General features: G+C 71.1%; 12 protein-coding genes. 8 read left to right on the top strand and 4 right to left on the bottom strand.

The window, feature by feature from the left end; all coding sequences use genetic code 11:
- Positions 1 to 110: 110 nt before the first annotated feature.
- The 4 genes from LZ199_RS41030 (at position 111) to LZ199_RS41015 (ending at position 10,498) form a co-directional block, all read left to right on the top strand.
- Positions 111 to 1,775 carry a TolB family protein gene (locus LZ199_RS41030; protein WP_253999256.1) on the top strand — a complete coding sequence of 555 codons (1,665 nt, stop codon included), beginning with the start codon at positions 111 to 113 and terminating at the stop codon, positions 1,773 to 1,775.
- A 43-nt stretch (positions 1,776 to 1,818) separates the two neighbouring features.
- Positions 1,819 to 3,723 carry a hypothetical protein gene (locus LZ199_RS41025; RefSeq protein ID WP_253999255.1) on the top strand — a complete coding sequence of 635 codons (1,905 nt, stop codon included), beginning with the start codon at positions 1,819 to 1,821 and terminating at the stop codon, positions 3,721 to 3,723.
- Positions 3,724 to 3,814: 91 nt separating this feature from the next.
- Complete coding sequence (locus tag LZ199_RS41020) at positions 3,815 to 7,420, top strand: flagellar motor protein (RefSeq protein WP_253999254.1); 3,606 nt, start codon at positions 3,815 to 3,817, stop codon at positions 7,418 to 7,420.
- A 9-nt stretch (positions 7,421 to 7,429) separates the two neighbouring features.
- A complete protein-coding gene (locus LZ199_RS41015) occupies positions 7,430 to 10,498 on the top strand; it encodes a hypothetical protein (protein ID WP_253999253.1) in 3,069 nt (1,022 codons plus the stop codon).
- Between the two features lies 1 nt (position 10,499).
- Here the strand turns inward: LZ199_RS41015 and LZ199_RS41010 are convergent, their stop codons facing one another.
- Positions 10,500 to 11,891 carry a DUF4388 domain-containing protein gene (locus LZ199_RS41010; RefSeq protein WP_253999290.1) on the bottom strand — a complete coding sequence of 464 codons (1,392 nt, stop codon included), beginning with the start codon at positions 11,889 to 11,891 and terminating at the stop codon, positions 10,500 to 10,502.
- Between the two features lie 13 nt (positions 11,892 to 11,904).
- Here LZ199_RS41010 and LZ199_RS41005 point away from each other — a divergent pair, with 13 nt between their 5' ends.
- The 3 genes from LZ199_RS41005 (at position 11,905) to LZ199_RS40995 (ending at position 15,707) form a co-directional block, all read left to right on the top strand.
- Positions 11,905 to 12,291 carry a VOC family protein gene (locus LZ199_RS41005; RefSeq protein ID WP_253999252.1) on the top strand — a complete coding sequence of 129 codons (387 nt, stop codon included), beginning with the start codon at positions 11,905 to 11,907 and terminating at the stop codon, positions 12,289 to 12,291.
- Positions 12,292 to 12,346: 55 nt separating this feature from the next.
- The gene (locus LZ199_RS41000; RefSeq protein WP_253999251.1) at positions 12,347 to 13,693 is read left to right on the top strand and encodes a GspE/PulE/PilB domain-containing protein; all 1,347 of its coding nucleotides are present in this window, start codon (positions 12,347 to 12,349) and stop codon (positions 13,691 to 13,693) included.
- A 118-nt stretch (positions 13,694 to 13,811) separates the two neighbouring features.
- Complete coding sequence (locus tag LZ199_RS40995; protein ID WP_253999250.1) at positions 13,812 to 15,707, top strand: hybrid sensor histidine kinase/response regulator; 1,896 nt, start codon at positions 13,812 to 13,814, stop codon at positions 15,705 to 15,707.
- 75 nt (positions 15,708 to 15,782) lie between these two features.
- Here the strand turns inward: LZ199_RS40995 and LZ199_RS40990 are convergent, their stop codons facing one another.
- The gene (locus tag LZ199_RS40990) at positions 15,783 to 17,939 is read right to left on the bottom strand and encodes a protein kinase domain-containing protein (RefSeq protein WP_253999249.1); all 2,157 of its coding nucleotides are present in this window, start codon (positions 17,937 to 17,939) and stop codon (positions 15,783 to 15,785) included.
- 78 nt (positions 17,940 to 18,017) lie between these two features.
- Complete coding sequence (locus LZ199_RS40985; protein WP_253999248.1) at positions 18,018 to 19,361, bottom strand: trypsin-like peptidase domain-containing protein; 1,344 nt, start codon at positions 19,359 to 19,361, stop codon at positions 18,018 to 18,020.
- A gap of 244 nt (positions 19,362 to 19,605) precedes the next feature.
- Between LZ199_RS40985 and LZ199_RS40980 the strand changes: the two genes are divergently transcribed.
- Complete coding sequence (locus tag LZ199_RS40980) at positions 19,606 to 20,241, top strand: response regulator (protein WP_253999247.1); 636 nt, start codon at positions 19,606 to 19,608, stop codon at positions 20,239 to 20,241.
- Between the two features lie 5 nt (positions 20,242 to 20,246).
- Here LZ199_RS40980 and LZ199_RS40975 read toward each other — a convergent pair whose 3' ends face one another.
- Positions 20,247 to 21,284 (bottom strand): agmatinase family protein, encoded by a 1,038-nt coding sequence (locus LZ199_RS40975; protein WP_253999246.1) that lies wholly within the window; start codon positions 21,282 to 21,284, stop codon positions 20,247 to 20,249.
- Positions 21,285 to 21,307 lie beyond the last annotated feature (23 nt).

Raw genomic sequence — 21,307 nt, 5'->3', positions numbered from 1 at the left:
CGGCCGTGACCGCCGTGGGAAGCACGCTCCGGGGAGCATTCCGGGCCCACTGCGCCTTGTGCGGGCCATGGGTCTGTCGTTCCTGAGTCCCCCCGGGAAGGTGGTTTCAAATGCTGCGCGCTCTCGCCGTCGTGACGTGCTTGCTGCCTGCGCTGTCCCCCGCCTCCCCTCAAGTCGGCAGTCTCAGCGGAACCGCCAAGGTGGTGAATGGCGGGCCCGGAGACCAGACGGACCCTCACGTGAGCGGGGCGCTGGTCGCCTACACGAGCGAGTCCGGTGGCACGAGCGAGATTCGCTACCACGACCTGGTGTCCGGCGTGGACCAGGCCATTCCGAACGACGGTGCGTTCGACTTCGTGTCGGACATCAGCGGAAGCACCGTGGTGTTCACCCGCGTCAACACCTCCAGCGCCATCTTCACGTACGAGGTGGGCAAGGCGCAGGCGCCGGTGGAGCTGGCCCCCCAGGCGGGCAGCAGCCGGCGGGCGGCGGTGATTGGGGGCCGCACCGTGGCGTGGCAGGACTTCGGCTACACCGGCAGCACGCTGGAGCCGGAGATCGCCCTCTTCGACCTGGACCAGGGCACGCTCACGCGGCTCACGGATGACCGCATGCTGGACCGCACGCCGTCGGTGTCCCCGGATGGGAAGACGGTGGTCTGGGCCAAGTGCGATGCCCAGGGCCAGCACTGCGACATCTGGCAGGCGCGCTGGGCGGGCAACGGCTTCAACTCGCAGGCGCTCACCGGAAGCGAGGGCGAGGAGTCCCAGCCCGACACCAACGGAGACATCGTCGTCTACGCGAGCACGCGCATGGTGGACGGTGTGTCGGACCGGGACATCTACTGGAAGCCCGTGAATGGCGGCACCGAGCAGCGACTCGCGCTGCCAGGGCTGGATGCGAATCCCAGCATCAGCGGCGCGTTGATCGCCTTCGAGCGCAGGGACCCGACGAAGGGCGACTTCGACATCGCGCTCTACGACTTGGACACGCAGACGCTCTACCTGCTCACCCAGTCCCCGGAGAACGAGAACCTCAATGACTTGAGCGTGTCCGACGACGGCACCGTGCGCGTGGTGTGGACGGTGGCGGAGAACGGGGACTTCAACGTGCGCTCGTTCACCTTCAAGCTCCCCAGGGACCTCCCCTGCGAGGACGCCGCACCCGCGGAGCCGACGCGGACGGCCGAGGCGGTGTGCACGCAGCCCGGGTCGACGCCGCTGCTGGCCGCGCTGGAAGTGGCGCGCACGACGGGGCAGCCCAACGCGGTGTCACTCGGCTTCTACGGCCTGGGCGCGGGCGTCATGTGCGTCGACAACGGCTACAGCGGCGAGCGCGCCACCTCCGGCTGGGTGTGGCTGGACGGCGCGGAAATCGTCGACCCGTCCCGCTTCAAGCCCACCGTGTCGCTGGTGGCTCGGGACGTCACCCTGGATGGCAACACCTGGCTGGCGGCGCTGATCTCAGGAAATCCCGGAAGCTCCTTCCGCATCCGCATCTATGGCACCGCGTCGGCGTGTGGCGTGACGCAGCCGGTGGCGGGGGAGGAGCGCATTCCGGGGCACTACGTGGCACCCCTCACGCTCGAGGTGGGCGGGGTGTCAGCCGTGACCTTCGTGCCTGTGAGCGACGGGCCTGGAGCAGGGTGTAGCGCGGGTGGCACGCCGGTGGCGGCGGCGGGATTGGTGCTGGTGGCGTTGTGGCTGGCGCGACCCCGGCGAGTCTCGGTGGTGGTTTCGCGGAAGAGGCTTCGGCGGAGAGGACGGGCCCTGTAGACTTCTACGCGTCCTGAAACATTTTCCGCTCCCCGCCATTCTATTGCTGTGCGTGTGTGCTTCGGCCAGAGCCGACACACTGGAGCTGCTTGGGCCGTCGTCCGCCGTGACGCCCGAGGGTTTCCCCGTCGCGGTGGTGCGCAAGGATGCGTCTGGAGTGCCCGTGCCGATGGCGAGCACGCCCACCGTCACCGTGGAGGGCGCGGAGCTGCGTGAGGGACTCGCGCAGCCGCCGCTTCGCACCTTCATCGTCGTGCCCCACGCGGGTGCTCGTGACGTGGTGGTGCGCGCGCGGGTGGAGGGGTTGGAGGCGCAGTCGCGCTTCGTGCTCGGACCTCCCGCCACCGAGGTGAAGCTGGGGCTGGAGCCCGCTGCGCCGGTGAAGGGCCGCGACAAGGAGGCGGTGCTCACCGTGAGTCTGCTGCGGCCGGATGGCACGGCCGACGACAGCGGCGCGCCGCCCGTGGTGCGCGTCAGCACTGGCAGGGTGGAGGGGTTGGAGCGTGTCGCGCCTGGAATGTATCGGGCGCGCTACGTCCTGCCGGACACGCGGCATCCCGAGGTGGCCATCCTGGTGGCGTTCTCCGCGTGGCCCAGTCCGCAGTCCGTGCATGGGGCCTATGGGCGAGTGCTGGTGCCGCTCGCCGCGTCGGTGAACCTGCCGGGCACGACGGAGCCGGATGCGCGCATCTCCATCGACATCGCGGGGGAGACGTTTGGCCCGGTGACGGCGGGCGCGGATGGTCGCTTCCGCCTCCCCATCGTCGTGCCGCCGGGCCATCGCTTCGGCCAGGGGCGCGTGGTGGACCGGGCGGGCAATGCGAAGCGGGAGCGCATTGATTTGAACCTGCCGCCCACCGACGGGCTCGCGTGCGTGTTCCAGCCGCAGCGCCTTCCGGCGGATGGGGTGTCGCGGGCGAGGCTGCTGTGCGCGACGAGCGACCCGCTGGGCAAGCCGGTGGAGGACGCGAAGGTGACGGCGCAGGCGCGTCGCGGTGTCCTCAAGGGGCCGTCGCGCGCGGCGGGCGGAATGCTGGAGTGGCTCTACACGGCGCCCCGCACGCTCGGCGACGACGAGCGAATCGAAGCGGCCTGGCCTCAGCGTGGCGCGGGCTCTCGCGAGGTGCTGGCGCTTCAGTTGGTGCAGGGACCGGTGACCGAGCTGGCCATGTCCGTGTCGGAGCCGCTGGTGCATCGCGGTGCCCAGGCCCAGGTGGCCGTGCGCGCGCGGGATGCGCTCGGACGTCCTCGTCCCGGCGCGACGTTGTCTCTCACCGCTCCCGAAGGAGACTTCACGCCGCCCGTGGAGCCCGCGCCCGGTGACTTCGCGAGCGCCTGGCAGCCGCCAGCCTCCGGGGGCGAGGAGCAGGTGACGCTGAGCGCGCGGGCGTGGGGACCGGTGGGCAGCGAGCCTGCGCGCATCGCGGTGTGGCGTCGGGGAAGCGAGCTGTACGCAGGCGTGTCGGACCTGGCCGGGCTGCCGGTGCCCTCGCAGCCGCTGCGCCTGGATGGGCACGAGCTGACCACGGGTCTGGACGGCACGGTGTCTTTGGGGAAGCTGGCTCCGGGCGCGCACCTGGTGGCGCATGGTTTGTGGACGGGGCTGGTGCGGACGATTCATGTCCTGGGGGGCGAGGGGCTGGCGTATCCGTTGGACATGTCGCTTGTGCCCGAGGCCGTCTCGCAGCAGGTGCGCGTGGCGCCCGAGGTCCCCGTCAACGTGCGGCTTCGCGTGGAGGGCACGCGCGTGACGTACTGGGTGGAGGATTCGCGCGGACGCATCCTGGAGGGGCGCGCGGTGCATGTCGCGCTGTCGGATGGAGCGCGTGAAGGTGACGAGGTCCGGGAGGGCCGCACGTCCTTCACGGTGCGAGCCACGCGTCCAGTGAGTGTCTCCGTGGCGGACGTGGCCACGGGTGTCACCGCGCTCGTCGAGGTGCGCCCATGAGGCGCTCGGGCCTGCTGGTGCTGCGCGTGGGGACGACCTCGGGACAGGGCGTTTCCATGGCTGTGCCCTCGCTGCTCGTCGAGGTGCGCGCATGAGGCGCTCGGGCCTGCTGGTGCTGAGCGTGCTGCTGTGCGCCGGGACGGCCTTGGGACAGGGCGTGTCCATGGACGTGCCCTCATTGGCCTCCACCATCGCTGGCCGCGTGTGTCTGGACGTGGATGGGGATGGACTCTGCGGCGTCGACGAGCCGGGTGTCGCGGGCGTGCGGCTGGTGCTGACGACGGGCCGCGAGGTGCGCACGGACTCGCGAGGACGCTTCCACCTCACGGGCGTGGACTCGCGCATGCCGGACGCCACGCGAGGACTTCACCTGCGCTCTGGGCGTCATCGCCTCAAGGTGGACCCGCGCTCGCTGCCAGCCGCGAGTCAGGTGACGCCAGAGGCCGCCACGGTGGAGGTGCCCTGGGGCGCCGTCGTCCTCCAGGACTTCGCCGTGCGCAGCCAGGCCTCGGAGGCGCCCCCGCTGGTCCTGTCCTATTCGCGGATGCCTCCTGTTGCGGACGTGGTCTCCGGCGAGGGCGCCGTGCGCTTCCGCGTCGCGGGACAGGCCGCCGTGGGAGACCGCGTGCGCATTGGTGCCGTCGACGCGGAGGTGGATGAGCGCGGTGGGTGGAGCGCCTCGGTTCCCCTCATCGCGGGAGGCAACACGCTGGTCATCCAGGCCACTGCGCCAGATGGCAAGGTGCGCGTCTCCGTTCAGCACGTCGATGTCGTGCGCCGCGCCGAAGGCTGGCTGGTGGTGCCGAGGCCGCTGGTGCTCGTGGGCGCGTTCCAGCTCCCCGCCGCGCGGGACGAGGCCGCGGCCACTGGCGTCACCCGTTTGAATGTGGAAGCCCCCTCGGGGACCTGGGTGCGAGGCCCGCTGGGCGAGAGCTCCGTGGTCGACGCCGACGGCCGTGTGGAGGTTCCCGTGACACTGGCTTCGGGGAGCAACCGCGTGACGCTGGCGCTGACTCCGCCTGGTGGCTCCGCTCACGAGGTGGTGGTGGACATCCTCGCGAAGCCGAGGCCGTTCGCGGTGGGATTGCTGGACGTCGAGGCGAGCTTCGCGCCAGCGGACAGCGACTTCCAGCTTCGCGGCAGAGGCTCCGCGCACGCGGAGCTGCGCCTGGGTCTGGTGGACGTGGTGGGAGAGGTCGACCTGCGCGACACGGACGGTCGCACGCTGCGCGGCGCCGAGCTCCCCGACTGGCTGCGTCCTCGCGTCCCCGAGCGCTTCGACCGCGTGGCGGACCCTGACTTCTCGCCGGAGGAGTGGGGCGACGACTCGGTGTCGCTGACGCCGAACGCCTCCGAGGCCCGGCTCCGCGCGGAGGCACGTCATCCCGACTACGGCCGCGTCGGCCTGGGCACGTACCGCGCGCTGGTGCAGGACCGCGAGGTGGGCCGCTACCACCGCCCCCTCTTCGGTCCCTATGCGGAGCTGACCACCTCCAGCGCGAAGGGCCCGGAGCTCCGCGCGGGTGTGGACGCGTTCGGCGGCAGCCTCACGGACCCGACGCGCGGACTCTCGGCAGTCCCCGCTCACGAGGAGCTGCGCGCCACGGGCGGCAGCCTCTTCTACCTGGGCGCGGTGTCGGTGGCGGAGGGCTCGGAGCTGGTGCGCGTGGAGGTGCGCGACGGTGTCACCGGACTGCCGCTGGCCGAGCGACACCTGGTGCGCGGGCGCGACTACGACATCGACTACTTCGCCGGGCGCATCCTCTTGTCCCGGCCGCTGTCGTTCCTGGCGGGCGACACCTTCCTGCGCACCGACATGCTGACGGAGGCCCCGGAGCCGGTGCTCGTCGTCGACTACGCGGCGCTGCGCACGACGGGCACCGAGGACTCCGGAGGCGGAGAGGTGTGGGCCGAGTGGCGCGGCGCGCGCGTGGGACTGGCCGCGGTGCGCGAAGGCCGCGAGGGCCGTCCGTACACGCTCTACTCGGGCCGGGGCTCCGCGCGACTGGGCGCGTACTCGCTGGAGGCGGAGGCGGCGTCCAGTCGCGGCATGGCGGTGGACTCAAGCGTGTTCGGCGTCTCCGATGACGGCGGCCTGAGCTTCCTGCGTCCTGGGGCGGGGCTGGCGACGGGCGGCGAGGCCCTGGGGCTGCGCATGCGCGGACCGGGCCTGTGGGGCGATGGCTCCGTGGATACGTCCTACCGCTGGCGCGGACGAGGCTTCTCGGACGGCGCGCACCTGGACGCGGCGCGCTTCCAGCAACTCGCGCTGCGGCTGCGCCAGCCCATGGGGCGGCTGCGGCTGTCGCTGCTCGCGGATGGACGGAACTCGGCGGACCCTCGCGAGCCCTTCGTGGACAACCCCTTCTCCGCGAGCACCGTGGGCGCGAGCGTGGGCTGGGAGGAGGCGACCTGGGGCGTGAGCCTGGAGGCGCGGGATGCTCGGCTCAAGGCGGCGGAAGTCGTGGGGCAGGGTGAGGCGCTGACGGGAGGCCGCACCTCGCTGGGCGTCGCGGGCCGCTACCGTCTGCTCGACGGCCTCTGGCTCCAGGCGTCGCATCGCCAGAAGCTGGCCCTGCATGGCGCGGGGCCGGGCCGGGTGGACGACACGTTCAGCGCGGCGGGCGTGGACGTGGAGCTGGGACGTGACACGCGCGTAGGCGTGCGCGGCGGCTGGGGGCCGGAGCTGGGGCCTCGCGCCTGGGCGAACGTGGAGTCACGTCGTGGCTCGGACGTGTACTACGGCGGCTACTCCGTCGATGTGGATGGGCCGGACTTCGGCGCGGGTCGGACGCTCACGGGCGCTCGCACGGAGCTGCCCGACAGTGGCACGGCGCTGTTCGTCGAGGAGGTGGGCCTGCATGACGCGACGTCCGTGCGACTGTCGCGAGCGGTGGGGCTCCAGAAGACGGTGCTGGACGGCTTCAGCGTGGGGGCCCGCTACGAGCGCGGCGTGCGCAGCCTGCTGGATGGTAACCCTCCGCTGCGGCGCGATGCGGGCGGCGTCTTCGGTCAGCTGCTCCTGGAGCGGCTGCGGCTGGAAGGCCGCTTCGAGGTGCGGCGGGAGAAGGGCACGCCGGAGCGCGGAGCGAGCGAGGCGGTGGACCGACTCCAGACGGTGGTGGCGCTGGCCGCCGAGGCGGAGCTGCTGCGCGACGTGACGGCTTCTGGCCGCGTGGACTTCGCGCGGACCGTCAACGACGACGCGCTGGAAGCCCGGCTGCTGGAGGGCTACGCGGCGGTGGCGTGGCGGCCAGGCCCGTGGCTCGTGGTGGCTCGCTACGCTGTGACGCGGGAGCTCTTGCCGGGCACTCGGGCCGCGTTTGGCGACAGGGCCTTGCAGATTCTCTCCCTGCTTCCCGCGGTGCGCCTGGGCGACAGGTTCTCGGTGGCGGCGGGACTTCACGCGGGGCACAGCAGCCTGGAGGGCTCCTCGCGGTGGGTGTGGACGGGCACGGTGCGCCCGGCGGTCCGAATCGTGGGTGGGCTGGAGGTGGCGGCGGAGCTGGCCCGTCGGACGGCTTCACCGGAGGGTGACCGCCTGACAGCGGTGCGCGCGGAAGTGGCATATCGGATGGATGAGAAGCTCCGAATGGCTGTCGGGTACACACTGCTGGGCTTCAGCGGTTTGGGTTTGGGCTCCGAGTCGTCCGAAGATCAGGACCGGCTCTACCTCCGGGCGGAGCTCGCCTACTAGGAGTAACTCGTGCGCGCCGGCATCCTCATCTGCCTCTGTCTGGGACTGTCCGCGGTGGCGTCCGCGGAGTGGAAGGAAGGCCTGACGGTCCCGGGAGAGCCTCGTGACGTGAGGGCGTGGGAGCCCTTCACCGTCGCCATCGCTCACTCCACGGGCGCGGAGCTGCACGTCAACGAGGAGCAGAGGGCCAACCGCAACCTGTCGCCCGCCGTGGGCACGTTGCTGTTGACCTCGGGTTGCTTCGCGGGCGTGCGCAACGACGGCGTCATCTTCGCCTTCGACAACTGTCTGCCCGGCGGCAGCATCATCCCCGACCTGCCCACCGCGACGACGACGGAGGTTCGCCGGGTGATGCAGACCGCGTCAGGCACTGGCTACGCCGCCATCGCCGTCGATACGAACGACATCCTGTTGTTGCACGCGACGGCGTCCGAGACGGCCACCTTCCCATGGCCCACCCGCGTCCTGGAGACAAGCGAGTACAGGGCCACGTCGGTGATGGGGGTGACGGAGTCCGCGGGTGGAGTGTCGCATGCAGTCGTCCCCGTCATCGGCCCGCAGAACCTGCTCTACATTCGAGCCGACAAGCGCGAGGCCTCGTTCAGCATGAACACCGCGCTGACGACGCAGCCGCTCCAGACGGTGGACCTCATCCCCACGAGCGGGCTGTTTCCCATCCTCCTGGCGGGCAACGCGGACGGCCTCTTCAGGGCGCCCCTCTCCGCAGCGCCAGTTCCCGGGGACTTCAGTCGAGTCACCCTGGTGGACTCGGGGCCGGTGAACATCGTCTCCGTCGATGTGAACACCGAGCAGAGCACCGGCCGGGGAACGGGCTTTGGCCTCGCGGTGGGTACGCGCAATGGCGGAGAGCATGTCGTGCTCGGCGCCGTGCCGACGGGAAGCGCCAGCGACTCCGGCATGACGTGGCGAGTGCATCCCGCGTTCGCCAACGCGTCATTGCCGGTGTCGGACCCCTTCGACCAGGTGTCCTGCGTGGACTCCTCCTTCTGTGTCATCACCCTGCGCAACCAGGGACAGAACGTCATCTATTACGTCAACGCCGTGGCCCCGGTGTTCGGCGCGATTCCGGACCCCGTCCTCATCGACGAGGGAACGACGCGGACGCTGGAGGTCACCGCGAGCGACGAGGACGGCGATGCGGTGCGAGTCTCCGCCGACGTGGGGGCGACGCCGCTGACCGTCAACGCCACGCCGGGGATGGACGCGGTGTCGCTGTCCCTCACTGCCCCGGAGGTCTGCGAGACGACCACGACCCAGTTCACCGTGTTCGCCTCGGATGGCCTGGGCGCGCATGACCGTCAGACCCCGGTGACGGTGCGAATCGAGAACACGGAAGGGCCCGGAGCGCCCGGCGTGCTGCCGCTTCAGGGCACCACCTCCGCCGGAGGCTCCTCGCTCGTGTTCACCGCATCCCCGAGCGCTGGGGTCTGCGAGTCGGTGGACTACGTGTGGAGCACGCCCCCGGGCCAGCCGATGTTGCAGACAGAGGAGGCAGGCCGCATCGCGACCTTCACGCCCCCAGAGTTCCTCTGCTCCGCGACGGGCGCGCGCTACACCTACGAAGTCCGGGCACGGGACAAGGGGCGGATTCCGTCCGAGGCCACGGCCATCTCCGTGGACGTGCAACCCTGGGGCAAGCCGGCCGCGCCCTTCGCGCTGAACACGGTTCGCCAGGTGCGGTCGGGGAGCACCGTGGAGCTGCGTCCCGAGGCACTGCACGCCTGCGAGGCCACGGCGGGGCTGCCTCAGGTGGATACGGTGTGGCGGCTCCCGGATGGAGGCTCCGTGCCTCCGGGGCTCTCGGTGAAGGACGGTGCTGGCACTCCCGTCGACCTCTCGTCGCCCGTCACGGCGCAGGTGCTCCAGGTGTCGGCGGAGGGCTGCGGGCTGGCGTCACTGACGCTGGTGGTGCGCAACCGGATGACCGTCGACGGAGTCGGCGTGGTGGAGGGGCCCGAGGTTCCCGTGCGAGTGGACGCCCAGCCGGAAGCGGAGGACGTGTCCGCCGCGAGCCTCGACCTGTCGATGAGCGTCACCGGGGGGGGCCAGGATGTCGAGGCGACCCTGGGCACGTCGCTGCGCTGCCCCGGCGCGTACGCGCTCAAGGCGCGCATGTTCCTGGAGTCCGCCGACGGCGTGCAGCTCGCCTCCCAGGTGGTGCCCGTGCCGGGCGTGTGGCGCTTCCAGTTGCCCGCGGTCTGCTCGCCCACCGCGTACACCGTGCGAGGCGAGCTGTTCTCCGATGTCGCCACGCCCGTGGAGGCGGGCCGTGCGCGACAGACGCTGACGGCGGAGGCTCGGGCCGTGTCCTTGGGTGAGGTGGAGGGTGAGGCGCTGGTGGCGCGTTGTGGTGAAGGCGCGAAGACCACCCTCACGCAGCGGATTCCTCCCGATGCGTGCACTGACGTGGATGTGTCCTGGTCCCGGGAGAGCGGCCCCGCGCTCGCGCAGGACGACTTGTCGGGCCCGAGCGTCACCGTGGCCACGCGCGAGACGGGCCTGCAGGAGCTGGTGGGGACGTCCCTCTCCCTGCGCGTCACCGCCGATGCGGGTGGGGGCAACGCGGCCACGCGGGTGCACACGGTGCCGATTGTCGCGGACCCCTTCGTCGAGGTGGCGCACTCCACGGAGGCCTCTTCCGGCCAGGAGACGGGGCTGGTGGGCGTGGTGGTGCAGCTGAGCAACACCACGGACTGCGGCGTCACCGGCCTGCGCTATGTCGAGCGCGTCGAGGGCATGGAGCTGGTGCCCGGCAGCGTGAAGGTGGCGGGCGCGACGCTGGCGGAGCAGTCCACCGAGGGCGGCTTCCAGGTGGAAGGCGTGGCGCTGGCCGCTCACGAGACGCGCACGCTGACGTACGTGGTCCGTCCCCGGCTGCTGTCGTCGCCGCGCTTCGCTGGGGAGGTGTTCCTCAACGGCGTGCCCGTGTCCGGGGCGTCGTCGAGTGAGCAACCGTCGTCCTGTGGTTGCTCGCAGGGAGGCTCGGGCGCCGCGCTGTTCGGACTGCTCGCGGTGGCTCAGTGGCTGCGCCGCCGTCGCGACGGCACGCGGCGCTGACTCAGAGGCCGAAGGAGATGCGGTGGCGGCGGCTCGGTGTCTCCGGCCGCTCCTCCAGCACGCCGAGCAGCTCCAGGCCCCGCAGTGTCGCCAGCGCCTGCCGCTCCGACAGGTCCGTCAGCGCGAGCAGGTCCTCCACCGTCTTGCTTCCGTCCGCGTAGGCCAGGAGCAGCGCCTGCGGCCCTTGCAGCTTCAGCTCGTGCAGGCCGTACGGCGGGTCGGCGGTGGGGAAGAGGCGGCGGCCTTGCCCCATGCGCTGCCGCAGGGCCACCAGCGTCTCCGTCTTCTCCACGCCCTCCAGCACCAGGTCGCCCGGGAACACGGACAGCTTCACCAGGTCCGCGCGCTGCGGCCTCATGGCGCTGAAGCCGTAGGCGCCCTCCGTCCAGGTGAAGGTGGACCAGAGCAGCTCGCGGACCTGCTCCTCCAAGAGCTGTCGCCGCCGAGGCGCATCCAGCACGCCCTGGCGAATCATCGCCTCGCCGGTGCGCAGGCCCTCCTGCCGGGCGAAGGCGGCCACCTCCGCGAGCTTCTGCTCCGTGAGCACGCCCTTGCGGACGCAGAAGCGACCGAAGCGCTCGTGGGCCAGATTGGAGGCCGCGTATACGATGCGGCCGGACTCGAAGTAGACGACCTTGAGGATGGAGCCCTGCTGCAGCTTGAGCTCTCCGTGGTGCCGCGCCTCGTAGTAGGCGTTGAGCAGCCGCGCCACGGAGGTGTCCTTCAAATCTCCCCCGAGGGACCACTCGGGCAGCGCGCGCCGGGTCTTCGCCGCGTCGGGCGCAGTGCGCGTCCACACCTTCTCCCGATGCGCGAAGGGCAGCGGCAGGGCGGGCTCCTCGCTCTCCAGCCCGGGCAGCGGCGCGGAGTCGGGGATGGCCTGCATGGGCGCGCTGGCGTCGCCTGCTTCCTCTCCGTCGGGAATCAGCTCCTCCAGGACGATGAGGTCCGCGTCGTCGAGCAGCTCATCCTGGGCCGCGCCGTCCTCCACGGGCGGTGGCGCGCGGGGCGCGGACTCCACGCCCCCTGCCTGCTCCAGGGCTTCCATCACCTGGATGAGCTCGAAGGGCTTCTCGAAGAAGGCCCGGGCGCCATGGACCTGCACGGCTTCCTGCGCGAAGCGGTCACCCTTGTACACACCGCTCACGGCGATGGCGGGGATGCCGTGGGCCCGCAGGGCGGCGAGCACCTCGCTGCCCCGGATGTCCGGCAGGAGCAGGTCCACCAGGGCCGCGTCCCACTTGGTACCGGGGCTGAGCGCCTCCAGCGCGGCCTCGCCGGTGTGCACGGCGCGCGCGTCGTGGCCCCGGCTCTGGGCCGTGGAGACGATGAGGGAGGCCAGCTCGTGGTTGTCCTCGACGATGAGCAGTCGCGCCATGGGCGGCGGGACCATACCATCCGCCCTCATGAACGTTCAGGGCTTCCACCACGTGGCAATCCAGGCGGAGGACATCGAGCGGGTGACGGCCTTCTACAGGGACTTGCTGGGCTTCCCCGAGCTCACCCGCCATCTGCGCCCGGATGGCTCCCTGCGGAGCATCTGGGTGGGCGTGCCCGGGGGCGGCTTCCTGGCCATCGAGGCGGCGGGCATGGCGCCGGAGCCGCTCCCGTTCCGCCACGAGCGCCCGGGCCTGCTGATGCTCGCGTTCCGCATCGCCAGGACGGAGCGGGCCGCGGTGGTGTCCGAGCTTACTCAGGCGGGCGTCCCGCTGGAGCACGAGACGCGGTGGACGGTGTACGTGCGGGACCCGGAGGGCAACCGGGTGGCGCTCAGTCACCACCCGGAGGACTAGGGGCCCTGGGTGTGCGTGCTTGCGGAGCGGGATGGGGCGCGGCTACAAGCCGGTCATGCGCCTGGGCGAACAGCTCCTGAAGGATGGCCTCGTCACCGCGGAGGGACTCGAGGAGGCACTCGAGGCCCAGGTGGTGCATGGCGGCCGGCTCGGGACGAACCTGGTGGAGCTGGGGCTGCTGTCCGAGGTGGACCTGGCCAAGACGCTGGGGACGCTGCACAACAGCGCGTTCGCCTCCGGGGAGATGGTGCCGGACCCCAAGGCGCTGGAGCTGGTGCCGCCCAACCAGGCGGATGACAAGGAGCTGCTCCCCATGCGGGTGGATGCGACGCGCCTGAGCGTCGCCGTCGTCAACCCGCACGACTTCACGACGTTGGACGCGATTGCCTTCAAGACGGGCAAGCGCGTGGTGCCGGTGGTCATCCCCGAATTCCGGATGAACCAGCTGCTGCGCCGCTACACCAAGGCCTTCCGCCCGCTGCGCGCCATCGACATGAACGCGGTGCGGCCTCGCCCCAAGCCCGGCTCGCAGGCCGCGGCGGAGATCGCCAAGGCGACGGAGAAGCCGCCCGACCTGATGAGCGAGGAGGAGTTCCAGTCCGTCTACGCGCAGGCGCTGCGCGGTGGCGCGGACTACGAAGGGGACATGGGCGAGGAGGAGGTCATCACCGGCGTCGAGGTGGTGGAAGCCCTCCCCGAGCTCCCGCCGATGCCCATGCCGACGGCGCCCGTGGCCCGTCCGGTGGTGGCTCCGCCTCCCGCGATGCAGGCGCAGCCTCCCGCGCCGCGCCCGGTGGCGCCGCCTCCGCCGACTCCTCCCGCGCAGGTGGGTATTCCCGTGGCCCCCATGGCGCCTGTCGCGCAGCCGCCCATGGCCGCCGCGCCCGTGCAGCGCGCGCCCGAGCCTCCTCCCACGCCGCTGACGTTCGCGGAGGCGCAGGCGGAGCTGGCGCGCAGCACGGACCGCGAGGACGTGGCTCGCACGGTGCTGCGCTTCGCTTTGGGCAAGTGGCGGCGCAACCTGCTGCTGTCGGTGCAGGGCAGCCTCGTCACTGGCTGGCACGGCATGGGCCCGGGCGTGCGCGAGGCGGCGGTGCGTCGCATCGGCGTGGCGCTCCGGGAGCAGAGTACGTTCCGGTTGGTGCGCGACACGCGCTCGCACTACGTGGGGCCGGTGCGCCGGGACGCGGCGATGGGCGTGTTCTACAAGCTGCTGGGAGGCGGCTTCCCGACGACGGCCGTCATCCTGCCGCTGCTGGTCCGAGGCAAGGTGGTCCACCTCTTGTACGTGGACAACGGACCGGATCAGCTCACGCCGCCGGACGTGGGCGAGCTGATGATCCTCTCGCAGAGCGTGGGTCGTTCGTACGAGGCGATGATGAGGCGCCGCAAGAGCGCGTAGTCATCATTCGGGATTCTGGGAGCCGGCTCGTCTGTTCGTTGTCGCCGCGATGTCGTGGCGTCGTGGGGGCCGGGTGTGCTCCGGCCCTGTGACGAATGCGGATTCACGGGAGCAACGCGTGGAAGAGGATGGCAACCAGGGGACCGCACGGCAGGACGCTTGGCTTCGAGACCTCCTGGCCGCGATGGAGGCCGCCAACCGGGGCGACTTCTCGCGGCGAGTGCCCGTCCGGGGAGCGAACACGCTCGAGGACCAGCTGGCGGAGACCTTCAACGCGGGCGCGGAGCGCATGTCGTCCCTCGCTCGGGACGTGGCGCGCGTGGGCCGCGAGGTGGGGATTGAGGGTCGACTGGGGGCTCGCGTCGACGTGGCGGGGACCGAGGGCGCGTGGCGGGAGCTGGGCGACGGGGTGAATGTGCTCGCCGGGAGTCTCGCGTCACAGGTGCGAGACCTCATCCGGGTGAGCGGCGCGGTGGCGCGGGGAGACCTGTCGCAGATGCTCACCGCGGAGGTCCGGGGCGAGTCGCTGGAGTTGAAGAACATCGTCAATGGGATGGTGGCGCGACTGACGACCTTCGCCAGCGAGGTGAGTCGCGTCGCGCGTCAGGTGGGCGTGGAGGGCGTTGCGGAGGCCGGACACTCCGGCGTGTGGAAGGACTTCAACGACAACGTGGGCTTCACGGAGAAGCTCGCGCTGGCCTCGCGGCACAAGAGCGAGTTCCTGGCGAACATCACCCACGAGCTGCGCACGCCGCTCAACAGCCTGCTCATCCTCGCGAAGATGTTGTCGGAGGACTCGGACCATCGCCTGGGGCCGAAGGAGGCGGAGTACGCGCGGACCATCCATGCCTCGGGCGTGGACCTGCTCAGCCTCATCAATGACCTGTTGGACTTGTCCAAAGTAGAGGCGGGGAAGCTGCAGGTCGAACCGGAGGACGTGCCGCTCGCGGAGGTGAAGGCGCTCATCGAGCGCGACTTCCAGCACGTCGCCGAGCAGAAGGGGCTGGGCTTCGCCGTCGTGCTCTCCAGCTCGCTGCCCCGGACGATGCGCACCGACTCGTCGCGCTTGCGGCAGGTGCTCAAGAACCTGCTCTCCAACGCCTTCAAGTTCACCGACTCGGGGCGGGTGGAGCTGCGCGTCGCGCTGATGGGCCGGGGGCTGCTCCATTTCGAGAGTCCCGTGCTGAATCGCGCCGAAGGAGTGCTGGCGTTCAGCGTGGTGGATACGGGCATCGGCGTCGCGCAGGACAAGCTCCAGCGCATCTTCGAGGCCTTCCAGCAGGCGGAGCCGGGCACGAGCCGCAAGTACGGTGGCACGGGCCTGGGGCTGTCCATCAGCCGCGAACTGGCGCACCTGCTGGGAGGAGAGCTGCACGTCGCCAGCGAGCTGGGGCGCGGCAGCACCTTCACGCTCTACGTGCCCGACGTCTACGTGGGGGAAGAGCTCCATGCGGACGGCACGGCGGGTGGACAGCGGGACTTCGTGCGGGCCGGGGAGTCGATGGTGGAGGTCTCGGCGGTCGAAATCCCCGCGTTCGCGCGCGGTGATGCGTCGACGCCAGGCGGTCCACGTGCCCCAGGCGAGGTGATTGAGTCCGAGTTCTTCGCGGGGTCTTCGTTCCTGGAAGGGGAGCGGGCGCGGACCACCCGGCGTCGCGTGCTCGTGGCGGACGACAACATCCGTGAGGCGTTCTCGCTCATCAGCGTGTTGGAGTCGCGGGGCCTGGAGGTCCTCCACGCGGAGAGCATGGGGGAGACGCTGCGCGTCCTGTGGGACTCCCCGGAGGTCGATGGCCTGCTGCTGCTGCTCCCGATGACGGAGGAGGGCCAGACCGTCCTGAAGACGCTCCGCGCGGATGCGCGCTTCGCCAACATGCCCATTGTCTTCGTCACGGCCCAGTCGAGCGACGACGAGCGGGCGAGGTGCCTGGCCGCGGGTGTCAGCGACTTTGTGACGCGGCCCCTGGACACAGACCGGGTCCTGGAGCTCTTGCGCCTGGAGCGTCGCGAGTAGTCACGGCGCACCAGGGGCGAGGCGCGCTGGCAGGGCTCGGGGTGACGAGCCGCTGCCAGCGGAGACCGGGGTGGCCTACTCCTCGGAGGGCGTCTCGAAGTCCACGTCGAACGAGACGCGCTGGCCGGGCTCCAGCTTGAACGTCTTCGCCCACCGCGCGCCGTTGGCGATGACGAGGAGCTGATGCGTGCCCTCGTAGGCGTCCTGCTCCTCCACGGGCGCGGCGCCAATGAGCCGGCCGTTGAGCGTGACGATGGCGTCCTTCGGCGCGCGGATGTTGATGAAGCCCTTGTTCAGGAAGAGCTGCTGCGCGTTGCGCCCGCCCGCGGTGATGGTGAACGTGCGAGCCACCTGGATGCCGAGCACGGCGTTGGTGAGCGTGAACACATGTCGCCCCGCGGGCAGCGCCACGCTGAGCGGCGTGCGACCCAGGAATCCACCCGGATAGGACACGTCCACGCGAGGATCCACGGTGAGGTCCAGGTAGCCGGTCGCAATCACCTCGGCGCCCGCGTCCGCGCCACCGTCGGTGCTTGCTCCCGCGTCCTCCAGGCCGCCCATCGCGATGGCCGGAGGCCCCGCGTCCTCCAGCTCCGCTTCAATCCCGGGCGGCAGGCGCTGGACGATGACGGCCGCGCCACCGAGCGCGAGCACCGTGCCCACGCCGACGACGGCGACCCATGCGCGGGAGGACTTCCGAGGCGCACCGGCCGCTGGCGGCGGGGAACTCGAAGCCGGCACCGCGCCCGCTGGAGGCACCGCGCCCGCTTGAGACACCGGAGCTCCGGACGCACCGGCTCCGTTCGTGACGGGCGTGGGCGTGGCCGACGGCGCGGTGCTCGCGAGCGGCGTGGCACTCGGAGTCGGGGACGCCGTCGCGGCTCCGGCCGGAGTCGGCCCTGAACTCGCGGTGGTCGCTACAGCGGCGGTGGGCGCCACCGTGCTCGTGGCCGTGTCAGCGCTCCCTGTCGAGGCCGTGGCGCTCTCAGAGGAAGCGGCCGAGGTCCCTGTCGCGGGAATCGTCGCGACGGAGGGCAGCGTGGAGTTGGACGCCGTGGTGCTCGTGGCCTCGGGGGCGGGTGCGGCCTCCGGTGCCGGCGCAACCACTGCGTTGGAGCCCGTGCTCTCTCCCGCCGGTGCCGCGCTGGCCTCGGTGAGCTGCACGCCGCTGGTGCCACCGGACACGGCCGCGAGGATGGAGAGCTGGCCCTGCATCGCCGGCCACACCTTCGGAATGGCCGAGAGGGGCAGGGTGCCCGTGACGAGGAACTCCGCCACGGCGGGAGGCGCGACTCCGACCTTCTGGAGCACGTCCGCGATGCCCGCGTCGATGACCCGACGCCGAGCCGCGCGGGCCTCGTTCTCCGGCGGGAAGAGCTTGGCCAGGTAGTCCGCCATCGACGTGTGCGCGGGCAGCGTGCCCACCGCATCCACAATCGCTTCGCGGAAGGCGTGCGCGGACGAGTACCGGTCATACGCGCGCTTCGCCGTCGCCTTGCGCACCACCGCGTCCAGCTTCAGCGGCACGTCCTGGGACATCGTCGGCAGCGTGCGCGTGAGCGTCGCCTTGTCCGGGTCCGCGTTCTCCTTGAAGGGCATCTTCCCGGAGAGGCACTCATGCAGCACCAGCCCGAGCAGGAACACGTCCGACTGGACATTCACGGCCTCGCGGCCGCCCAGCAGTTGCTCCGGGGCACTGTACGCGCGGCGGTTCTTCACGCGCTTTCCATCGCGCTCGCGCGGGGCCACGCTGAGGGCGCCGTAGCCCGTCACCTTCGTCAGGCCGCTGAAGGAGAGCATCAGCGTCTCGGGCCGCACGTCGCCGTGCACCAGCGGCGTGCCGTCGTCGTTGCCGGCCATGTGCGCGTAGTGCAGGCCCGTGGCGGCATCCGCGGCCACCAACGCGGCCAGCGGCGGGGGGAGCCGAGGGCTCGCCTCCAGCACGCGCCGCAGGGGCTCGCCGTCGGCGAACTCGGTGACGCGCGCCAGGCCGCCGTCCTGGGCCGCGAGGCTGTGGACGCGGAGGATGTTCGGATGCTCGAAGACGAGCGCTCGCGCCGTCTCCCGCGTCAGCTTCGCCGTCAGCTCAGGGCTCTGGACGACCTCTTGTGGAGCCCAGATGAGAACCACTGGGCGAGGGGGCAGGCCATCCTCGAGGGCAAGCCCCAGGAAGGCTCGGGAGCCCGCCCCGGCGAGCAGGGGACCAAGTGACAGGTAGCGCACGGTGCTCATGGGGCACGCATGCTAGTGCGAGTTGAGCGCCCTCCGAAATCCGAGGAACCCGCTGCCATGCCTGCCTGGAGGCCAGCCCTACAGGCTTTGGCCCCGGTCCTGCTCGAAGGGCAGCGTGATGTGGTACCCGTAGCGGCCCCTCCGCACGAGCAACAACACGCTCCGTCCGCGCCGCGCCGTAATCAGGGCCTCCTTGAACGCGTCCGCCGACGTCACCGGCTGGTTGTTCACCCGGAGGATGATGTCTCCCGGCTCCAGCCCCACCTCCGCCGCCGCGCTCCCCGCCCTCACGCCGCTCAGGGACAGCACACCCCGCGTCTCCTTCACTTTGAGTCCTAGTCGGTCCCAGGCGAGGGACTCCACCATGCGTGGGGGAAACTCGGAGGGGGTGAGCTGGAGGGTGCGGGTGGCGCCCTCGCGGAAGAGGACGAGGGGGAAGGCGGAGCGGGCGGGGTAGCCGCGCACGCGGGTGTCGAAGTCCTCGGCGTCCTGGATGCGGGAGCCGCCCAGCTCCGCGACGATGTCCCCGCGCTTCACGCCCGCCTGGTCCGCGGGGCTGCCCGCCTCCACGGCCGTCACCAGCGCGCCGTAGGAGCGGTCCCACCCGAGCTGCCGGGCCGCGCGCGGCGTCAGGTCCACCGCGTCCAGGCCCACCCAGGACGGGCGCACTTTGCCGAAGCGGGTCAGCTCGTCGACGATGCGGCGCACCTTGTCGGCGGGGATGGCGAAGCCGATGCCCTGCGCGCCGCCGCCGAAGATGGCTGTGTTGATGCCGATGATTTCGCCATCCACGTTGAGCAGCGGGCCGCCGGAGTTGCCGGGGTTGATGGCCGCGTCCGTCTGGACGAAGTCGTTGTACACGCGGTTGTCCGCGCGGAAGGTGCGGCCCACGGCGGAGACGACGCCCGCCGTCACCGTCTTGCTCAGGCCGAACGGGCTGCCGATGGCGACCACCGTCTCGCCAATCATCAGGTCCGCGCTGGTGCCCAGCTTCGCGATGGGCAGCGCCTCCTTCGCCGTCACCTTGAGCACGGCCAAATCGTTGCCCGCGTCGCTGCCGATGACCTCCGCGTCGAACGAGCGACCGTCCGCGAGCACGACGTGGATGGCGGACGCGCCCCGGATGACGTGGTCATTGGTGACGATGATGCCCGTCGGGTCGATGATGACGCCGCTGCCCAGGCCCTCGATTTTCTGGCGGCCCTGCTCGCCGCCCATGCCTCCGAAGAACTCCTCCAGCGGAGAACGGCGGCGGAAGCGCGACTCCACCTCCTGTTCGGTGCCGATGTAGACGACGGCCGGGGAGACCTTCTGGACGACCTCCACGACGGCGTCGCGACGCCGGGCCATGTCCGCGCTCGCGCCGCTGGACGCCAGCAGCGTCACCACCAGGGGTCCCCACCTCATGACTCCAGCCTTCATGTATGCCCTCCGTGCGCCCGCAGCGGATTGTCCGGCGAATGACACGCAGACTGTCGGGAAGCTGGCGTCATTCCCACGATTCGCTGGAGGCGGTGCGGTGCCTTTCATAAACCAGTCCGCACGTCCGTGAACGATTGCATCTCCGGGAGGCGGCCGTTCCCCGAGGATTTCGGTTCATCCCTGGGGCAGGCCGAAGTCCTGGCGGCGTGGCTTGGGGGCCGCGCCGGTGCGGAGGAGCGGAAGAATGAGTCTCGTCCTGGTCGCGGATGATGAGCCCGCGGTGCTGGAAGTTCTCAGTCAGGTGGTGGAGGACCTGGGTCACGAGGTGGTGAAGGCGCGAGACGGCGAGGAGGCCCTGGAGCTGGCCCGGGCGTGTCGCCCACACCTGGTGGTGACGGACCACATGATGCCTCGGCTGAGCGGGGTGGAGCTGTGCCGCCGGCTGAAGCGGGACGCGGACCTCCAGGACGTGCCCGTCATCCTGCTGAGCGCGGTGTTGCCGCAGGGCGCGCCGGAGGCCCATGCGTTCCTGCACAAGCCCTTCGAAATCACGGACTTCGAGGCGCTCATCCACCAGTCGCTCGCGAACGCGCCGAAGTCCGCGTCGAAGGCGGAGGGCCCGCCCGGGGCCACGCTGAGCCAGTGGGCGGCGAGGGCGCTGCAGGGCCCGCTGGAGGAGGCGCGGCGGCAGCTCCACCGGCTGGAGTCGGGGCCGTCGGTGGACCGAGCCGCGCTGGAGATGTTGCGAGCGCAGCTCGAGTCGATGGACGTAGTGGCGTCGGAGCTGGCGCGCCTGCAGGGAGGCGCGCTGACCGTGGAGTCGCAGGCGGTGCGCGGCCTGACGTTTGGCTCGCGGGTGCCGAAGGGGAGCGTGAGCTGAGGGGCTCAGGCCTTCTGGGACTTCAGCATCCAGCCAATCATCTTGTAGAGCAGGCGGGCGCCGACGTTGCCGTCCCACTCGCTGCCTTCGGGGTCGGGGGCGACTTCCGTCAGGTCGAAGCCGACGATGGTGCGTCCGGAGCGGACGACGCCGGAGATGAGGGCGATGGCCTCCGGGAAGGACAGGCCGCCGGGCACGGGCGTGCCGGTGTGGGGGCAGAGGACGGGGTCCAGGCCGTCGATGTCGAAGGAGAGGTAGACCTGCTGGGGGAGCAGGGCGACCATCTCATCGACCTGGCGGTTCCAGGGGATTCCGTCGAAGCGCTTGTTCTGGAGGGCGGCGTCGAAGAAGCCGTGGACGCGGCCCTGGGAGTCTTCGATGTAGCGGTGCTCTTCCTGGCTCATGTCGCGCAGGCCGACCTGGACGAGCGTCTTCACGCCGGGGATGCGCTCGGAGACGTTGTACATGATGGACGCGTGGGACCAGGTGAAGCCCTCGTAGGCGACGCGCAGGTCGGCGTGGGCGTCGAGGTGGAGGACGCCCAGGCCGGGGTACTTCTCCGCGTGGGCGCGGATGATGCCGAAGGAGATGGAGTGGTCTCCGCCGACGGCGGCCACGCGCTTGCCCTGGTCGAGCCAGTGCTTGGTGGTGCGGTAGACCAGCTCGTTCATCTGGTCGCAGAGGGCGTTGACGTCGCGAGCGGCGGCGAGGAGCTCGGGTTCGCCGGAGTGGATGCCGCCGGCCTCGATGACGACCTGGGCGCGCTCCTTGGCGCGGGTGTTCCAGTCGCGGAGCTTCTCGGACTCGGGGAGCATGGCGATGCCGCGCTCGTAGGGGCGGCCGGTCTCCACGTCGAAGAGGTCGACCTGGCGGCTGGCGTCGAGGACGGCGGCGGGTCCCTCGGAGGTGCCGCCGCCGTAGCTGGTGGTGGCCTCGAAGGGGACGGGGATGAGGACGACGTGCGCCTCATCGGGGGAGTGGGGGAGTCCGAAGACGCCGGAGCCCGGCTGCGCCGCGGCGCTGGGGTCGAAGTGGGTGGCCATGGCGGCGGAGGATATGGGCCCGG

Source organism: Myxococcus qinghaiensis (assembly GCF_024198215.1).
Lineage (GTDB): Bacteria > Myxococcota > Myxococcia > Myxococcales > Myxococcaceae > Myxococcus > Myxococcus qinghaiensis.
Note: the sequence above shows the minus strand (reverse complement) of the source record. Positions and strands in the feature narration are given on the sequence as shown.